The sequence below is a fragment of the Caulobacter sp. CCUG 60055 genome (assembly GCF_022750545.1).
In the GTDB taxonomy this organism is placed as follows: domain Bacteria; phylum Pseudomonadota; class Alphaproteobacteria; order Caulobacterales; family Caulobacteraceae; genus PUIC01.
The window spans coordinates 385,883-400,235 of record NZ_PUIC01000005.1; the positions used below are offsets into that span (position 1 = coordinate 385,883).

Genomic DNA, 14,353 nt, shown 5'->3' on the forward strand with positions numbered 1-14,353 from the left:
GCCGCCGTCAGGCGCTGCGGCGGGCCTCGCGCGCGGCGCCGACGGACACGGCGGCGCGCACCGCGTCGATCAACGCGGTCGCCGAGATCGGCTTGGCCAGGTGGTGGTCCGCCCCGGCCGCCCGCGAAGCCGCGACATGCTCGGGCAAGGCGTTGGCGGTGAGGGCGTAGATCGGCGTCGGCGCCAGGCCCGCCGCCGCCTCGCGCAGACGAATGGTCCGGATGGCGGTCAGGCCGTCCATCACCGGCATCTGCATGTCCATCAGCACCAGGTCGAAGGCGGCGGCCTCGGCGGCGGCCACCGCCTCGGCGCCGTTCTCCACGCAGGTCAGCACCGCGCCGACCGCTTCGAGGATCAGCGAGACGACCCGGCGGTTGGCGGGATTGTCCTCGGCCAGCAGCACCCGCGGCGGCGCGGCGTCCTCCAGGGCCGGGGATTGGGCCGGCTCGGGCCGCGCGTGCTCCTGATCGCCGCCCTCGGCCTGGCGCGGCAGGTCGACCGTCAGCCGGAAGCTGGAGCCAAGTCCGGGGGCCGATTCCACCGCCAGCTCCCCGCCCATGGCTTGGGCCAGGGTCCGCGAGATCGCCAGCCCCAGGCCGCTGCCCCCGAACCGGCGGGTGATCGAGCCGTCGCCCTGCTCGAAGCGGCGGAACAGCCGGGCCTTCACATCGGCGGGAATGCCGACGCCGGTGTCGCGCACGGTGATCGCCAGCCGCTCGCCGTCCTCGATCCGCGCGACCTCGACGCGGACGGCGACGCCGCCGCGCTCGGTGAACTTGACCGCATTCGACAACAGGTTGGCCAGGATCTGCCGCAGCCGGACGACGTCGCCGCGATAGCCGCCGCGCGCGGCCGGCGCCACGGTGACGGCGAAGTCCAGCCCCTTGGCCCGGGCCTGGGCCCGGAACAGCGCGGCGACCACGCCCACCGCGTCCTCCAGGTCGAACGGGTCGTCCTTGAGCTCGAGATGGCCGGATTCGATGCGGGCGAGGTCGAGGACGTCGTTGAGCAGGCAGCCCAGGGTGTTGGCCGAGTCCTCGATCAGCTCGACCATCTCGCGCTGGCGCGGCCCAAGCTCGGTGCGGGCCAGCGCCCCGGCCACGCCCAGCACGCCGTTGAGGGGCGTGCGGATCTCGTGGCTCATATTGGCCAGGAACTCGCTCTTGGCCTGGTTGGCGGCCTCGGCGGCGTCGCGCGCCTGACCGGCGGCGATCTCGCCCAGCTTGTGCGCCGTGATGTTCTTGAACACGCCGACCAGCCGCTCGATGCGGCCGTCCTCGCCGCGCACCATCTCGCAGGACGAGCTGACCCAGACCTCGACGCCGTCCTCCCGCGCGAGGCGGTGATCGCAGCGATAGGGCGTCCCCTCGGCGACATGGCGGTCCCACTGGGCGACGGCCTCGGCCCTGTCGCCGGGATGGACGCACGCCCAGATGTCGGGGGCGAGCTCGTCGAAGCTCGGGCGCCGCCCGAAGAAGTCCTCCGGCCGCGCGCCGTGCAGCTGCAGGGCGCCGCGGGCGAAGTCGAGCTCCCACACCAGCAGATCGCCGATCTCGACCGCCATCTCCAGCCGCCGCTCGGACCGCTCGACCTGGCGCAGGGAGCGGACGATGTCGCTGACGTCGTGGGTCATCATCAGCAGGCCGCCCACCTCGCCGCCGGCGTCGCGCCAGGGGGTGATCTCGCAGCGGACCCACATGGTGCGGCCGCCCGGCAGCGGCATGGCGATCTGTTCGGCGTGCACCGATTCCCCCGCCAGGCAGCGCTGGTGGACCTCGCCCCAGCGCCGGTGGATCTCGGGGAACAGCTCGCGGACGCTGCGGCCGGCCACCTCGGCCCCTTCCATGCCCAGGTCGGCGCGCCAGCGCTGGCTGACGTGCACGAAGCGCATGTCGCGATCGGTCATGGCCAGGGCGACCGGCGCGGCCTCGACCATGGCCCACAGCAGGCGCTCGGCCGAGCGCGCCTGCGCCTCGGCGCGCTCCAGCTCGCGCAGGTCGCGGCGGCGGTCGCAGTCCAGCGCCACCAGGGCGGCCAGGTCCTCCAGCCGCGCCGCCAGCTCGGGATCGAAGGCCTTGGCCTCGGGGCCGCCCACGCAGATCGCGCCCGGGCGCACGCCGTCCTGCAGGCGGATCGGCGCGGCGGCGAAGAAGCGCACGCCGGGAGCGCCGACGACGAAGGGATTGTCGGCGTAGGCCGGATCGCGCCGGGCGTCCTCGATCCACACCAGCTGGTCGGTCAGAACCGCCCGGGCGGTGACCGAGATGTCGCGCGGCGTCAGGCGGCCGCCGACGCCGGGGCGCCAGACCCCGTCGGCCTGCATCATCGCCACATGGGCCAGGGGAACGCCGGCCAGGGCCGCCGCCAGCCTGGCCAGGCGCTCGAAGGCCGGCTCGGCCGCCGCCAAGTCCAGCGCGGCCACGGCGGCCAGGCGCTCCGCTTCTTCCGAAGGCGACGGCGCAGGGGTCATGAGGATCGCTCGTCCAAGTCTGTGGCGAGCACCCTGGAGCGGCGTCCTTAATTTTGCGTACGCGTGAGAGACCGGCGTTAGATCAATTTGATCTCGCGCAGGCGCTCCTGGAGGAAGTCCTCGGCGGTGATCGGGACCGGATAACGGTCGGGGCGGTCCGGCCCGATGCAGGACGGCAGGGTGCGGATCAGATATTCAGGCTCGAAATGCAGGAAGAACGGCGTCGAATAGCGCGAGACGCCGCGCCGCTCGGGCGGCGGATTGACCACGCGGTGGCTGGTCGAGGGCAGGACATGGTTGGTCAGCCGCTGCAGCATGTCGCCGATGTTGCAGACCAGCGAGCCGGGCGGCGGATTGATCGGCAGCCATTCGCCTTCGCGCGTCATCACCTCCAGGCCGCCCTCCTCGGCGCCCAGCAGCAGGGTGATGACGTTGATGTCCTCGTGCGCGCCGGCGCGGACGTGGCCGCCGGCGTCGGCGGGCGTCGGCGGATAGTGCAGCAGGCGCAGCACGCTGTTGCCCAGCCGCACGGGGTCGTCGAAGAAGCCGACGTCGAGGCCCAGATAGCGGGCGATGGCCCGCAGGACCCGCACGCCCATGGCGTCGAGGGCGCCGTAGAGGCCGCCCACCGCCGGATGGAACCCCGCGACCTCGGCCGGCCAGACGTTGTCGGGCATGTAGCGGCGATAGCCGTGGCCTGGCGGCAGGTCGCGGCCGACGTGCCAGAATTCCTTGAGGTCCGACAGCTGGGCGCCCTTGGCGGTCTCGACGCCGAAGGCGGTGTAGCCCCGCGCGCCGCCGGCCCCGGCCAGGATGTACCGGCGCTTGACCTCCTCGGGCAGGGCGAAGAAGGCCTTGGTCGCCGCCGCCGCGTCGTCGACCGCTCCCTGGGGCAGGTCGTGGTCGGCGATCACCGCGAAGCCGTAGCGCGCGAACGACGCGCCGAGGGCCTCGGCGAAGCCGTCGAAGTCCCGGTCGTACAGGGCGTAGGAAACGGGTTCGATGGCGGCGGGCACGGGCGGGCTCCTGCGGACGGCGGCGAAGGGGTCGATGTTCTACACGCTCCGGCCCCGCAGGCGAAGGCCGCCGGGCCCGGCAAGATTCCGCAGGCCGCGCCCGAAGGCCGCCCCGGCGGGCCAGGACGCCGGGAGCGGCCGCCGGCCGGCCGGCGCAGACGCGGCGAAGTGCAGCGCGCGGACGGCCCAAAGCCTCGACTTCGCGGAACCGGCGCGCGCGGCCCGCGTTAGGGCGTCGACACCTGAGAGGACTCCGTCATGCTCAAGAAGATCGCCGTCAGCATCAGCCTGTGCGGGGCCATGGCCCTGGCCGCCTGCGAAACCACCGACCCGAACACCGGCCAGGTGGTGCGCAGCAACGCGCGGACCGGCGTCCTCGCCGGGGCGCTGGGCGGGGCCGCCCTCGGCGCGCTGACCAACACCCACAGCGGCAACCAGGCCGCCAAGAACGCCCTGCTCGGGGCCGGCATCGGGGCCCTGGCCGGCGGCCTCGTCGGCAACTACATGGACAAGCAGCAGGCCCAGCTGCGCCAGCAACTGGCCGGCAGCGGCGTCGACGTGCAGCGGCAAGGCGACAACATCGTCCTGAACATGCCGGGCGACATCACCTTCGACACCAACCAGGCCGACATTTCGTCGCGGTTCTATCCGACGCTGGACCAGGTGGCGCAGACGCTGTCGAGCTATCCGCAGACCTATGTCGACGTGGTCGGCTTCACCGATTCGACCGGCTCGGACGCGCTGAACCAGGGACTGTCCGAACGACGCGCCCAGTCGGTCGCCGCCTATCTGCAAAGCCACGGCGTGGTTCAGCAGCGCATCACCGTCACCGGCATGGGCAAGCGCAACCCGATCGCCACCAACGCCACCCCCGACGGCCGCGCCAAGAACCGCCGCGTCCAGATCGTGCTGACGCCGGTCACGGCCTGACCGGCCTCTGCGTCCCGGCGCCCGGCTTCCCGGGGGCCGGGCCTCAGACGCGCTCGATCTCGGCCTGCTCGCGCAGCTCGTCGTCCAGGCTCGAGGTGTCCCAGGCGTCGTCCACCGTGTCGGGCCGCATGCGCTGCAGGTCGGCCTGCAACAGGCGGTCCATGGTCTGGGCGGCGTCGCGCGAGGCCAGGATGTAGTTCTCCTCCTGCCCCCAGATCGGGGCCAGCTCGGCGAACGTCCGCCGGTCGTGCCGCCGGAACAGGTTGGCGGCGCGATGGGCGCGGTGGCTGCGGAAGCCCATCAGCTTGAGCGCCTTCTGGCCGAGGAACAGCGCCCCCTCGAAGGTCTCGCGCTCGACCACGTCGGCGCCGTTGCGCAAGAGGTCGTAGGCGTGCCGCCGGTCCCAGGCCCGGGCCAGGATCTTCAGGTGCGGGAAGGCCTCCCGCGCCTTCTCGGCCAGCTCCACCGTCTTCTCGCGGTCGTCCAGGGCGATGACCAGCAGCTTGGCCGTCTCGGCGCCGGCGCTGCGCAGCAGGTCGATGCGGGTGGCGTCGCCATAGTGCACCGGCCGGCCGAAGCGACGCAGCAGGTCGATCTGCTCGATGTCGGAATCCAGCACCGCCGTCTGGAAGCCGTTGGCGGTCAGCAACCGTCCGACCACCTGGCCGAACCGGCCGAAGCCGGCGATGACCACGTCGGGCGGGCCCTCGTCGAAGGGGGTGTCCTCCGGCTCGACGCTGGGCATGGCCGCGTCGAGGGCGGTGGCGATCCGCTCGTAGGCCAGCATGGCCAGCGGCGTCAGCGCCATCGAAAGGGCGACGGCGGCGGTGAGCAGAGCCGCCAGCTCGGCGCCGATGACGCCGGCGCCCACGGTGAAGGTGAGCAGCACGAAGGCGAACTCGCCGCCCTGGGCCAGGGCGGTGGCCACGGCCGCCGCCGGCCGGCTCGACGCGCCGGCCAGCCGGGCCAGGCCGAACATCACCAGGAACTTCAGCGTCATCAGGCCCAGCACCACGCCGACCAGCTGCAGCGGCCGGTGGGCGACCAGGCCGAAGTCGATCCCGGCGCCGACGGTGATGAAGAACAGGCCGAGCAGCAGGCCGCGGAACGGCTCGATGTCGGTCTCCAGCTCGCGGCGGAACTCGCTCTCGGCCAGCACCACCCCGGCCAGGAAGGCGCCCAGGGCGGGCGACAGGCCGACCAGCTCCATCAGCACGGCCACGGCGACCACCAGCAGCAGGGCCGAGGCGGTGAAGATCTCGCGCAGGCGGGCGGCGGCGATGAAGCGGAACACCGGCCGCACCAGATAGCGCCCGCCGCCGACCACCACCGCCACCGCGCCGAGGACGGCGACGGTCTGCAGCCAGGCCGGCAGGGCGGCGATCAGGCTGTGCGACTGGGCGGCGGAGGCCGAGGCGTGCGCCGCCCCGCCGTCGGCCGACAGCAGCGGCAGAAGGGCGAACAGCGGGATGACCGAGAGGTCCTGCAGCAGCAGCACCCCGAACGCGGCGCGGCCGACCGGCCCGCTGCGCAACCCCTTCTCGTCGAGGGTCTGGAGCACGATGGCCGTCGACGACATGGCCAGGACCAGACCGACCGCCAGGGCCTGGCGCCAGTCGAGGCCCAGCGCCATGCTGGCCCCCGCCACGGTGACGGCGGTGGCCGCCACCTGGGCGCCGCCGAGGCCGAAGATGGCCCCGCGCATGCTCCAAAGGAGCGCCGGCCGCACCTCCAGCCCGATCAGGAACAGCAGGATGACCACGCCGAACTCGGCGAAGCTCATCACATCCTTCTGGTCGCCGACCAAGTTTAGCGCCCAGGGGCCGATCACCGCCCCGGCGATCAGATAGCCCAGCACCGAGCCCAGGCCGAGGCGCTTGGCCACCGGCACCGAGACCACGCTGGCGGCGAGGTAGACCAGGGCCTGGATCAGGATCGCGCTCACCGATCAGGCCTCCATCTTGGCGAGGTCGGACGCCCCGATCAGCCGTTCGATGCGCGAGCGGTAGCGGGCGGCCTCGATCTTGAGGGCGTCCTCGTCCTTGATCGCGGCGGCGTGCACCACGAACGGGCGCATCCATTTCATGCCGCACAGATAGGCGGTCTGCTCCAGCGGGCGCAGGAACTCGTCGATGGTGAAGTTGTTGGAGCCTTCCGGCCGGTAGGCCCCCGCCCCGCCGCCGGTGGTGCAGGCCACGAACAGCCGCTTGCCGACCAGGGCCTTGCCCTCCTTGCCGTAGGCGAAGCCATGCAGCCAGACGAGGTCGAGCCACTCCTTGAGCAGCGAGGGCACCGAATACCAGTAGAGCGGGAACTGCAGGGCGATCACGTCGTGGTCGACCAGCTTCTTCTGCTCGGCGTCCACGTCGACCATGAAGTCCGGATAGAGCTCGTAAAGGTCGTCGAAGGTCACGCCGGCGCAGACCTTGGCGGCCTTGAGCAGGGCGCGGTTGGCGCGCGAACGCTCCAGGGCCGGGTGGGCGAGCACCAGCAGCAGATTGCGGTTGGACGGAGCATGCGTGGTCATAGAAGCGTCCCTGTCGCGTGCGTTTCACCCGGGCGGCCGCCGTTCCGCCTAGAAGATGGTTCATTGAAGCCGCCGGCCCCGGCGTCCGTCGTCACGATCCAGCCCAGGCGGCGACGCGCCGGACCTTCGCACGATTTGTGAAGAACACGATATTCAACAGCAGTTGAAATAAGGGGGCGGGCGGCGCTAGGAGGAGTACGAGCGCGCCCCTGACGGACGCGCCCCCGGCGGCGGACCGGATCGCATTCCGCCTGGCGTCGTCCGTATCAGGTGGGTGCGCCCGCCGTGGATGGAAAGGGCGCCACGCAAGAGAAGTTCGGGCGCGACCGCCGACGGACTGGACCTCCAGCCGCGGCCGCGTCAGCAATGCGCGTCGAAGCGCCAACCTGGGGAGATCCGATGGCCAGTAAAGTTCAGACGGACGCGACGGCGGCGCTCGCCGGGCTGTTGTTCGACGGCATGACCATCATGGCCGGCGGCTTCGGCCTGTGCGGCATTCCGGAAAACCTGATCGCGGCCATCCGCGAGAGCGGGGTGAAGGACCTGACCGTGGTCTCCAACAACTGCGGCGTCGACGACTTCGGCCTCGGGATCCTGCTGGCCGGCGGCCAGATCAAGAAGATGATCTCGTCCTATGTCGGCGAGAACAAGCTGTTCGAGCAGCTCTACCTGTCGGGCGAACTGGAGCTGGAGTTCAATCCGCAGGGCACCCTGGCCGAGCGCATCCGCGCCGGCGGCGCCGGCATCCCGGCCTTCTTCACCAAGACCGGCGTCGGCACCCTGGTCGCCGAGGGCAAGGACGTGCGCGAGTTCGACGGCGAGCTCTACGTCATGGAGCGCGGCCTGACCGCCGACCTCGCCATCGTCAAGGCCTGGAAGGGCGACGCCGAGGGCAACCTCGTCTATCGGAAGACGGCGCGGAACTTCAATCCGATGATGGCCACGGCCGGCAAGGTGACGGTGGCCGAGGTCGAGGAGCTGGTCGGGATCGGCGAGCTGGACCACGACGCCATCCACACCCCCGGAATCTTCGTGAACCGCATCCTCAAGGGCGCGGTGTTCGAAAAGCGCATCGAGCGCGTCACCACCCGCCAGAAGGACGCCGCGTAATGGCCTGGACCCGTGACGACATGGCCGCCCGCGCGGCCAAGGAGCTGCAGGACGGCTTCTATGTGAACCTCGGCATCGGCATCCCGACCCTGGTGGCCAACTACATCCCCGAGGGCGTGCACGTGACGCTGCAGAGCGAGAACGGCATGCTGGGCATGGGGCCCTTCCCCTATGAGGGCGAGGCCGACCCCGACCTGATCAACGCCGGCAAGCAGACCATCACCGAACTGCCGCAGTCGAGCTACTTCAGCAGCGCCGACAGCTTCGCCATGATCCGCGGCGGCCATATCAACCTGTCGATCCTCGGCGGGATGCAGGTGTCGGAAGCCGGCGACCTGGCCAACTGGATGGTGCCCGGCAAGATGGTCAAGGGCATGGGCGGGGCCATGGACCTGGTGGCCGGCGTCAAGCGCGTGGTGGTGGTCATGGACCATTGCGAGAAGTCGGGCGCGCCCAAGCTGCTCAAGCAATGCACCCTGCCCCTGACCGGCGCCGGCGTGGTCGACCTGCTGATCACCGAGCTCGGCGTGTTCGAGATCGACCGCAAGGGCGGCGGCGTGACGCTCAAGGAACTGGCCCCCGGCGTCACGGTCGACGAGGTCAAGGCCAAGACCGAGGCGGCCTTCACGGTCGCCGTCTGAGCCTGGGACTGTAAATCGGAGGGGAGGACGCGGCGGCCTCTTCCCCTCCGGAGCCGGCTCGTTCAAACGTCTATTTCAACGCCGCGCAAGACGGCGACGCCGTGACCCAGGAAGCCCGCCGCATGACCGACCAAGCCCCCGTCCCGCAGTCCTTCGCCGCCCGCATCAAGGAGCTGGCCGCCGAAAAGCCCGACGCGCCGGCGGTGAGCTGCGAGAACGACAGCCTGACCTGGGGCGCGCTGCACCGGCGCACCAACCGCATCGCCCGCGCCCTGGCCAAGCTGGGCGTCAGGCACGGCGACCTCGTCACCATCGGCCTGCCCAACGGCGTCGGGTTCATCGAGGCGGCCTTCGCCTGCTGGAAGCTGGGGGCGACGCCGCAGCCCATCTCCTGGCGGCTGCCGGCGGCCGAACTGCGCGAGGTGGTCGAACTGGCCGCCTCGCCGGTGGTGATCGCCCGCGCCGACATCGTCGTCGACCGGTCCCGGGTCGACATCGACGGCCTGCTGGCCCTCAGCGACGACGAGGCGGACCTGCCCGACGCCGTCTCGCCGTCCTGGAAGGCCCCGACCTCGGGCGGATCGACCGGCAAGCCCAAGCTGATCCTGTCGGGCGCGCCCAGCGTGGTGGCCGCCGCGGCCGGCGGTCTGTGGCGGCTGGACGCCGACACCGTGGCGCTGATGCCGGGACCGCTCTATCACAACGGCCCGTTCGGCTCGGCGATCGCCGCCATGCTGGCCGGCGGCCACCTGGTGCTGACCCCGAGGTTCGACGCCGAGGCGACCCTGGCCGCCGTGGCGCGCCACAAGGCGACCTGGCTCTATCTGGTGCCGACGATGATGAGCCGCATCTGGCGACTGCCGGAGGAGACGCGCGCCGGTTACGACGTCTCGTCCCTGCGCACGGTGTGGCATCTGGCCGCGCCCTGCCCGCCCTGGCTGAAGGAAGCCTGGATCGGCTGGCTGGGCGGCGAGGTGATCATGGAGCTCTACGCCGGCACCGAGGCCCAGGCCATCACCGTGATCAGCGGGACCGAATGGCTGACCCATCGCGGCTCGGTGGGCCGGGTGGCGGCCGGCCAGATGAAGATCGTCAAGGCCGACGGCTCCGAAGCCGGTCCCGACGAGGTCGGCGAGATCTACATGAAGCCCGCCGACGGCGCGCCGGCCACCTACCACTATCGCGGCGCCGACGCCCGCGCCCTGACCGAGGGTTGGGAGTCGCTGGGCGACATCGGCCGATTCGACGCCGAAGGGTTCCTCTACCTCGCCGACCGGCGCACCGACATGATCCTGGTCGGCGGCTCCAACGTCTATCCGGCCGAGGTCGAGGCGGCGATCGACGAGCACCCGCTGGTGCAGTCGAGCTGCGTCATCGGCCTGCCCGACGAGGACCTGGGCGCCCGGGTCCACGCCATCGTCCAGCCCCGTCCGGGACTCGACATCGGCGACCTGATGCGCCATCTCGAAGGTCGGCTGGTCAGCTACAAGCGGCCGAGAAGCGTCGAACTGATCGACCAGCCCCTGCGCGACGAGGCCGGCAAGGTGCGGCGTTCCCAACTGCGCGAGGCGCGACTCGCCCAGGCTTGAGGACGTCGGTCGGAGGCGTGATTGTCACACGTCCGTGACCACAAGGTCGCGTTTCCTGCCAAGGCCTTAACGGCGCCCGTTCGCACGGCGCGTCATCAACAGGTTCTTAACGAAAAAGTCCGGTTAACGACACATCGACCCGTTGACGGTCCATCAACCCTATGGCCCCATATATCGGGCTGTTGGGGTTCCACCCCACAAGATGTAGAGCTTGCGGCGGCGGGGAGGGGCCCTGTCGCCGAGCCGTAACCGTATGGGTGAGTAGGGTCATGATGGGCAGTGAAGCGACGAAACCAGTCTCCTCAGAGGCCGCGTTCGCCAAGACCCGTCCCGGCGAGCGGCCGCAGCTCCAGCTGGTGCGCAAGGTCGAGGTCGACCGCGCGCGCGACGCCCTGATCACCGAATTCGGCAAGCGGACGCTGGAGGATCGCTACCTCCTGCCCGGCGAGTCGTACCAGGACATGTTCGCCCGCGTGGCCACCGCCTACGCCGACGACGCCGACCACGCCCAGCGCATCTACGACTACATCTCCAAGCTCTGGTTCATGCCGGCCACGCCGGTGCTGTCGAACGGCGGCGCCGATCGCGGCCTGCCGATCAGCTGCTTCCTGAACGCCGTCTCCGATTCGCTGGAAGGCATCGTCGGCGTCTGGAACGAGAACGTCTGGCTGGCCTCCAACGGCGGCGGCATCGGCACCTATTGGGGCGGGGTCCGCTCCATCGGCGAGAAGGTCAAGGGCCAGGGCCAGACCAGCGGCATCATCCCCTTCATCCGTGTGATGGACAGCCTGACCCTGGCCATCAGCCAGGGCAGCCTGCGCCGGGGCTCGGCGGCGGTCTATCTGGACATCCACCACCCCGAAATCGAAGAGTTCCTCGAAATCCGCAAGCCGTCGGGAGACTTCAACCGCAAGTCCCTCAACCTGCACCACGGCATCTCGATCACCGACGCGTTCATGGAGGCCGTGCGCGACGGCAAGCCGTTCGGCCTGCTCTCGCCCAAGACCGGCGAAGTGGTGCGCAACGTCGACGCCCGCGGCCTGTGGCAGAAGATCCTCGAGATCCGCCTGCAGACCGGCGAGCCCTACCTGATCTTCGAGGGCACGGTGAACCGCGCCCTGCCCCAGCACCAGCGCGAGCTCGGCCTCAAGGTCAAGCAGTCGAACCTGTGCTCGGAGATCATGCTGCCGACCGGCAAGGACCACCTGGGCCGCGAGCGCACCGCCGTCTGCTGCCTGTCCTCGGTCAACGCCGAGAAGTTCCTGGAATGGCGCGACCATCCGACCTTCGTCGAAGACGTCATGCGCTTCCTCGACAACGTGCTGCAGGACTTCATCGACCGCGCGCCCGACGCCATGGGCCCGGCCAAGTACGCCGCCACGCGCGAGCGTTCGGTGGGCCTGGGCCTGATGGGCTTCCACTCGTTCCTGCAAAGCCAGAACGTGCCCTTCGAGAGCGCCCTGGCCAAGTCGTGGAACATGCGGCTGTTCAAGCACCTGCGCCGCGAGGCCGACAAGGCCAGCCGCACCCTGGCCGAAGAGCGCGGCGCCTGCCCCGACGCCGAGGAGCGCGGCGTGATGGAGCGGTTCTCGCACAAGCTGGCCATCGCCCCGACCGCCTCGATCTCGATCATCTGCGGCGGCACCAGCGCCGGCATCGAGCCGATCCCGGCCAACATCTACACGCACAAGACCCTGTCGGGCTCTTTCGCGGTCAAGAATCCCTACCTGGAAGGTCTTCTCGAAGAAAAGGCCCGCAACACCGATGCGGTCTGGGCCTCGATCCTGGAAAACGAAGGATCGGTCCAGCACCTGGACTTCCTCAGCCAGGACGAGAAGGACATCTACAAGACCGCCTTCGAACTGGATCAGCGTTGGGTGGTCGAGCTGGCCGCCGACCGGACGCCCGAGATCTGCCAGTCGCAGTCCCTCAACGTCTTCCTGCCCGGCGACGTCGACAAATGGGACCTGCACATGCTGCACTATTCTGCGTGGGAGCGCGGCGTGAAGTCGCTCTACTACCTGCGTTCGAAGTCGGTGCAGCGGGCGGCCTTCGCCGGCGGCGAAGGCGCGGTCACGACTTCCGAGGCGCTGGAGACGCCCCGCACGGACTACGAGGAATGCCTCGCCTGCCAGTAACAGAGCCTGTTGCGATTTAACTTTAGAGCGGCGCTTTTTTGTAAAGGCGCCGTTTTTTGTTATTTACATCGGAACGACCAGCCTCATTAATCTGTTACAAGCACGTAATAAGTGTCGCGAAGAAAGCTTTTCGATAAGCACTAGCGATCAGGGGTGAGGGACCGGCCGATGGACCGGAGGTTGGGAGTGGTTGTGGCGACCTGCACGGCCGTGGCCTCCATGGGCCAAGCCGGGCAAGCCTGCGCCCACCCGTCCTCCAAGGCGGCGAAAGCCGCGCTGGCCCGGGCCGCCTTCGTCGATCCGGCCGCCGCCACGCCCGCGGCCCCCAGCCTCAAGCTGAACAGCGGCGGACAGTTCTCCGCCCGCGCCGACGACGGCGCAGGCTTCGCCCCCGCCTATTCCGCAACGACCCTGGGCGTGCGCGACGAACGCGTCAGCGCCGCCGTAGGCGGGCCGTTCGCCTTCCCCGCCTACACCGGCACGACGCTCGACCCGATCCGGCTGTCGCAGACCGACCGGCTGATCGACGGGTCGGGCCTGGCGCGCTGGCGCACCAACGAGGTGACGCTGGGCGACGGCTCCGACGGCGCGGTCGATTCCCTGCGCATGTCGGTCGGCGGCGTGGCCCGGGGCGCGGGCGGCCTGGTGCTGGCCCGGCCGGACAGCCTGCTCGATCCCGACGCCGAGGCCTTCGACGTCACCTACACCCGCGGCTGGCCTTCGGCCTTGAAGTTCAAGACCGGCGACTACGCCCTCGACGTCTCGCCGCACGCCGGCGTCGGCATGTCCAACGCCGGCGGCTCGGCCGAGGCCGGGGCGATGATCCAGTTCGGCCAGGACGTCGACAGCCGCGTGCGCGAACGGCTGAACGGCCTCGGGATCAAGACGGTCGACGGGTCCAGCTTCGGCAATCGCGGGCGCTGGTACCTGTTCGCCGCCGCCAGCGGCCGGGCCGTCGGCCTGAACATGCTGCGCGACAGCCAGGGCGACTTCCGCCGGGCCAACTGGTCCACCGATCCGGCCAGCGCCCTGATCGGTGACGCCCAGGCGGGCGTGGGCTGGCGCAAGGGCGCGATGCAGGCCTCGTTCGGCTATCTGCACCGCGAGATCAAACCCAGCAGCTCGGCCAGCCTGAAGGGCATGGACAACCGCGACGACGACATGGTCGCCTTCTCGCTGTCGTTCAAACCGCGCCGCTGACGGCCGGCCCGGCGCCGCCTTGCAGGCGGTCGCGCCAGTCGATCATCATCTAGTCGATCACGCACTCCGCCAGGCCGTCGTCGCGCACGACGCCCATCCGCCCGTCGATCTTGCGCGTGCGCTTCTGCACATAGGGCCCGGGATTGGCGGCCTTCCACTTCAGGGGACTGGGCAGCACCGCCACCAGGCCCGCCGCCTGGGCGCGGGTCAGCGAGGCGGCGCTGGTGTGAAAGTAGCGCTGGGCGGCGGCCTCCGCGCCATAGACGCCCGGCCCCATCTCGACCACGTTGAGATAGGTCTCCATGATCCGGCGCTTGCCCCAGATCGCCTCGATCAGCACGGTGTAATAGGCTTCCAGCCCCTTGCGCACATAGGACCGGTCCGGCCAGAGGAAGACGTTCTTGGCCGTCTGCTGGCTGATGGTCGAGCCGCCCCGGATCTTGTTCGGGCGGCGGTCGTTGTGCGCCATCGCCTTCTCCATGGCGTCGATGTCGAAGCCGTGGTGATCGCAGAAGCGGGCGTCCTCGGCCGCGACCGCCGCCTGCACCAGGGCCGGCGAGATGCGCGAGATCGGCCGCCAGCGATAGTCCATGCCCCGCCCCTGCACGACGCGCTCCAGCATCAGGATCGTCGCCGGCGGCGGCGCGAAACGATAGACCAGCACCAGCAGCGGCGGCCCGATCAGCAGCACGAGGACCAGGACGCCGAGGATGCGGCGGACCGTCCGCCAGA

11 protein-coding genes are annotated in these 14,353 nt (G+C 70.3%); 6 read left to right on the forward strand and 5 right to left on the reverse strand.

Annotated elements, in window-relative coordinates; all coding sequences use genetic code 11:
- Positions 1 to 7: 7 nt before the first annotated feature.
- Positions 8 to 2,470 (reverse strand): ATP-binding protein, encoded by a 2,463-nt coding sequence (locus C5708_RS10750; RefSeq protein ID WP_242920846.1) that lies wholly within the window; start codon positions 2,468 to 2,470, stop codon positions 8 to 10.
- 77 nt (positions 2,471 to 2,547) lie between these two features.
- On the reverse strand, positions 2,548 to 3,486 hold the full coding sequence (locus C5708_RS10755; RefSeq protein WP_242920848.1) for a 2-oxoglutarate and iron-dependent oxygenase domain-containing protein: 939 nt from the start codon (positions 3,484 to 3,486) through the stop codon (positions 2,548 to 2,550).
- Positions 3,487 to 3,744: 258 nt separating this feature from the next.
- Here C5708_RS10755 and C5708_RS10760 point away from each other — a divergent pair, with 258 nt between their 5' ends.
- Entirely contained in the window at positions 3,745 to 4,416 is a 672-nt protein-coding gene (locus tag C5708_RS10760; protein ID WP_242920856.1) for an OmpA family protein, read from the forward strand.
- Positions 4,417 to 4,459: 43 nt separating this feature from the next.
- On the opposite strand, the gene C5708_RS10765 is transcribed toward C5708_RS10760, so the two are convergent.
- Positions 4,460 to 6,361 carry a monovalent cation:proton antiporter-2 (CPA2) family protein gene (locus tag C5708_RS10765; RefSeq protein ID WP_242920858.1) on the reverse strand — a complete coding sequence of 634 codons (1,902 nt, stop codon included), beginning with the start codon at positions 6,359 to 6,361 and terminating at the stop codon, positions 4,460 to 4,462.
- Positions 6,362 to 6,364: 3 nt separating this feature from the next.
- Positions 6,365 to 6,943 (reverse strand): NAD(P)H-dependent oxidoreductase, encoded by a 579-nt coding sequence (locus C5708_RS10770; RefSeq protein WP_242920860.1) that lies wholly within the window; start codon positions 6,941 to 6,943, stop codon positions 6,365 to 6,367.
- A 399-nt stretch (positions 6,944 to 7,342) separates the two neighbouring features.
- On the opposite strand from C5708_RS10770, the gene C5708_RS10775 reads away from it, so the two are divergent.
- The 5 genes from C5708_RS10775 (at position 7,343) to C5708_RS10795 (ending at position 13,621) form a co-directional block, all read left to right on the forward strand.
- Complete coding sequence (locus C5708_RS10775; protein WP_242920861.1) at positions 7,343 to 8,053, forward strand: CoA transferase subunit A; 711 nt, start codon at positions 7,343 to 7,345, stop codon at positions 8,051 to 8,053.
- A complete protein-coding gene (locus C5708_RS10780) occupies positions 8,053 to 8,694 on the forward strand; it encodes a CoA transferase subunit B (protein WP_242920863.1) in 642 nt (213 codons plus the stop codon). The genes C5708_RS10775 and C5708_RS10780 overlap by 1 nt, the downstream gene beginning before the upstream one ends.
- A gap of 122 nt (positions 8,695 to 8,816) precedes the next feature.
- Positions 8,817 to 10,283 carry an AMP-binding protein gene (locus C5708_RS10785; protein ID WP_242920865.1) on the forward strand — a complete coding sequence of 489 codons (1,467 nt, stop codon included), beginning with the start codon at positions 8,817 to 8,819 and terminating at the stop codon, positions 10,281 to 10,283.
- A gap of 269 nt (positions 10,284 to 10,552) precedes the next feature.
- Positions 10,553 to 12,421 (forward strand): ribonucleoside-diphosphate reductase subunit alpha, encoded by a 1,869-nt coding sequence (locus tag C5708_RS10790; protein ID WP_242920867.1) that lies wholly within the window; start codon positions 10,553 to 10,555, stop codon positions 12,419 to 12,421.
- A gap of 192 nt (positions 12,422 to 12,613) precedes the next feature.
- Entirely contained in the window at positions 12,614 to 13,621 is a 1,008-nt protein-coding gene (locus C5708_RS10795) for a lipid A-modifier LpxR family protein (protein WP_242920869.1), read from the forward strand.
- A gap of 49 nt (positions 13,622 to 13,670) precedes the next feature.
- Here the strand turns inward: C5708_RS10795 and mtgA are convergent, their stop codons facing one another.
- Positions 13,671 to 14,333 (reverse strand): monofunctional biosynthetic peptidoglycan transglycosylase, encoded by a 663-nt coding sequence (gene mtgA, locus C5708_RS10800; RefSeq protein ID WP_242921098.1) that lies wholly within the window; start codon positions 14,331 to 14,333, stop codon positions 13,671 to 13,673.
- Between the last annotated feature and the right edge of the window lie 20 nt (positions 14,334 to 14,353).

Bases quoted from the DNA above. Each gene is read 5' to 3' on its own strand.
- C5708_RS10790 (WP_242920867.1), top strand. From the start codon at position 10,553: ATGATGGGCAGTGAAGCGACGAAACCAGTCTCCTCAGAGGCCGCGTTC.
- C5708_RS10775 (WP_242920861.1), top strand. From the start codon at position 7,343: ATGGCCAGTAAAGTTCAGACGGACGCGACGGCGGCGCTCGCCGGGCTG.
- C5708_RS10750 (WP_242920846.1), bottom strand. From the start codon at position 2,470: ATGACCCCTGCGCCGTCGCCTTCGGAAGAAGCGGAGCGCCTGGCCGCC.
- C5708_RS10780 (WP_242920863.1), top strand. From the start codon at position 8,053: ATGGCCTGGACCCGTGACGACATGGCCGCCCGCGCGGCCAAGGAGCTG.
- C5708_RS10770 (WP_242920860.1), bottom strand. From the start codon at position 6,943: ATGACCACGCATGCTCCGTCCAACCGCAATCTGCTGCTGGTGCTCGCC.
- C5708_RS10785 (WP_242920865.1), top strand. From the start codon at position 8,817: ATGACCGACCAAGCCCCCGTCCCGCAGTCCTTCGCCGCCCGCATCAAG.
- C5708_RS10760 (WP_242920856.1), top strand. From the start codon at position 3,745: ATGCTCAAGAAGATCGCCGTCAGCATCAGCCTGTGCGGGGCCATGGCC.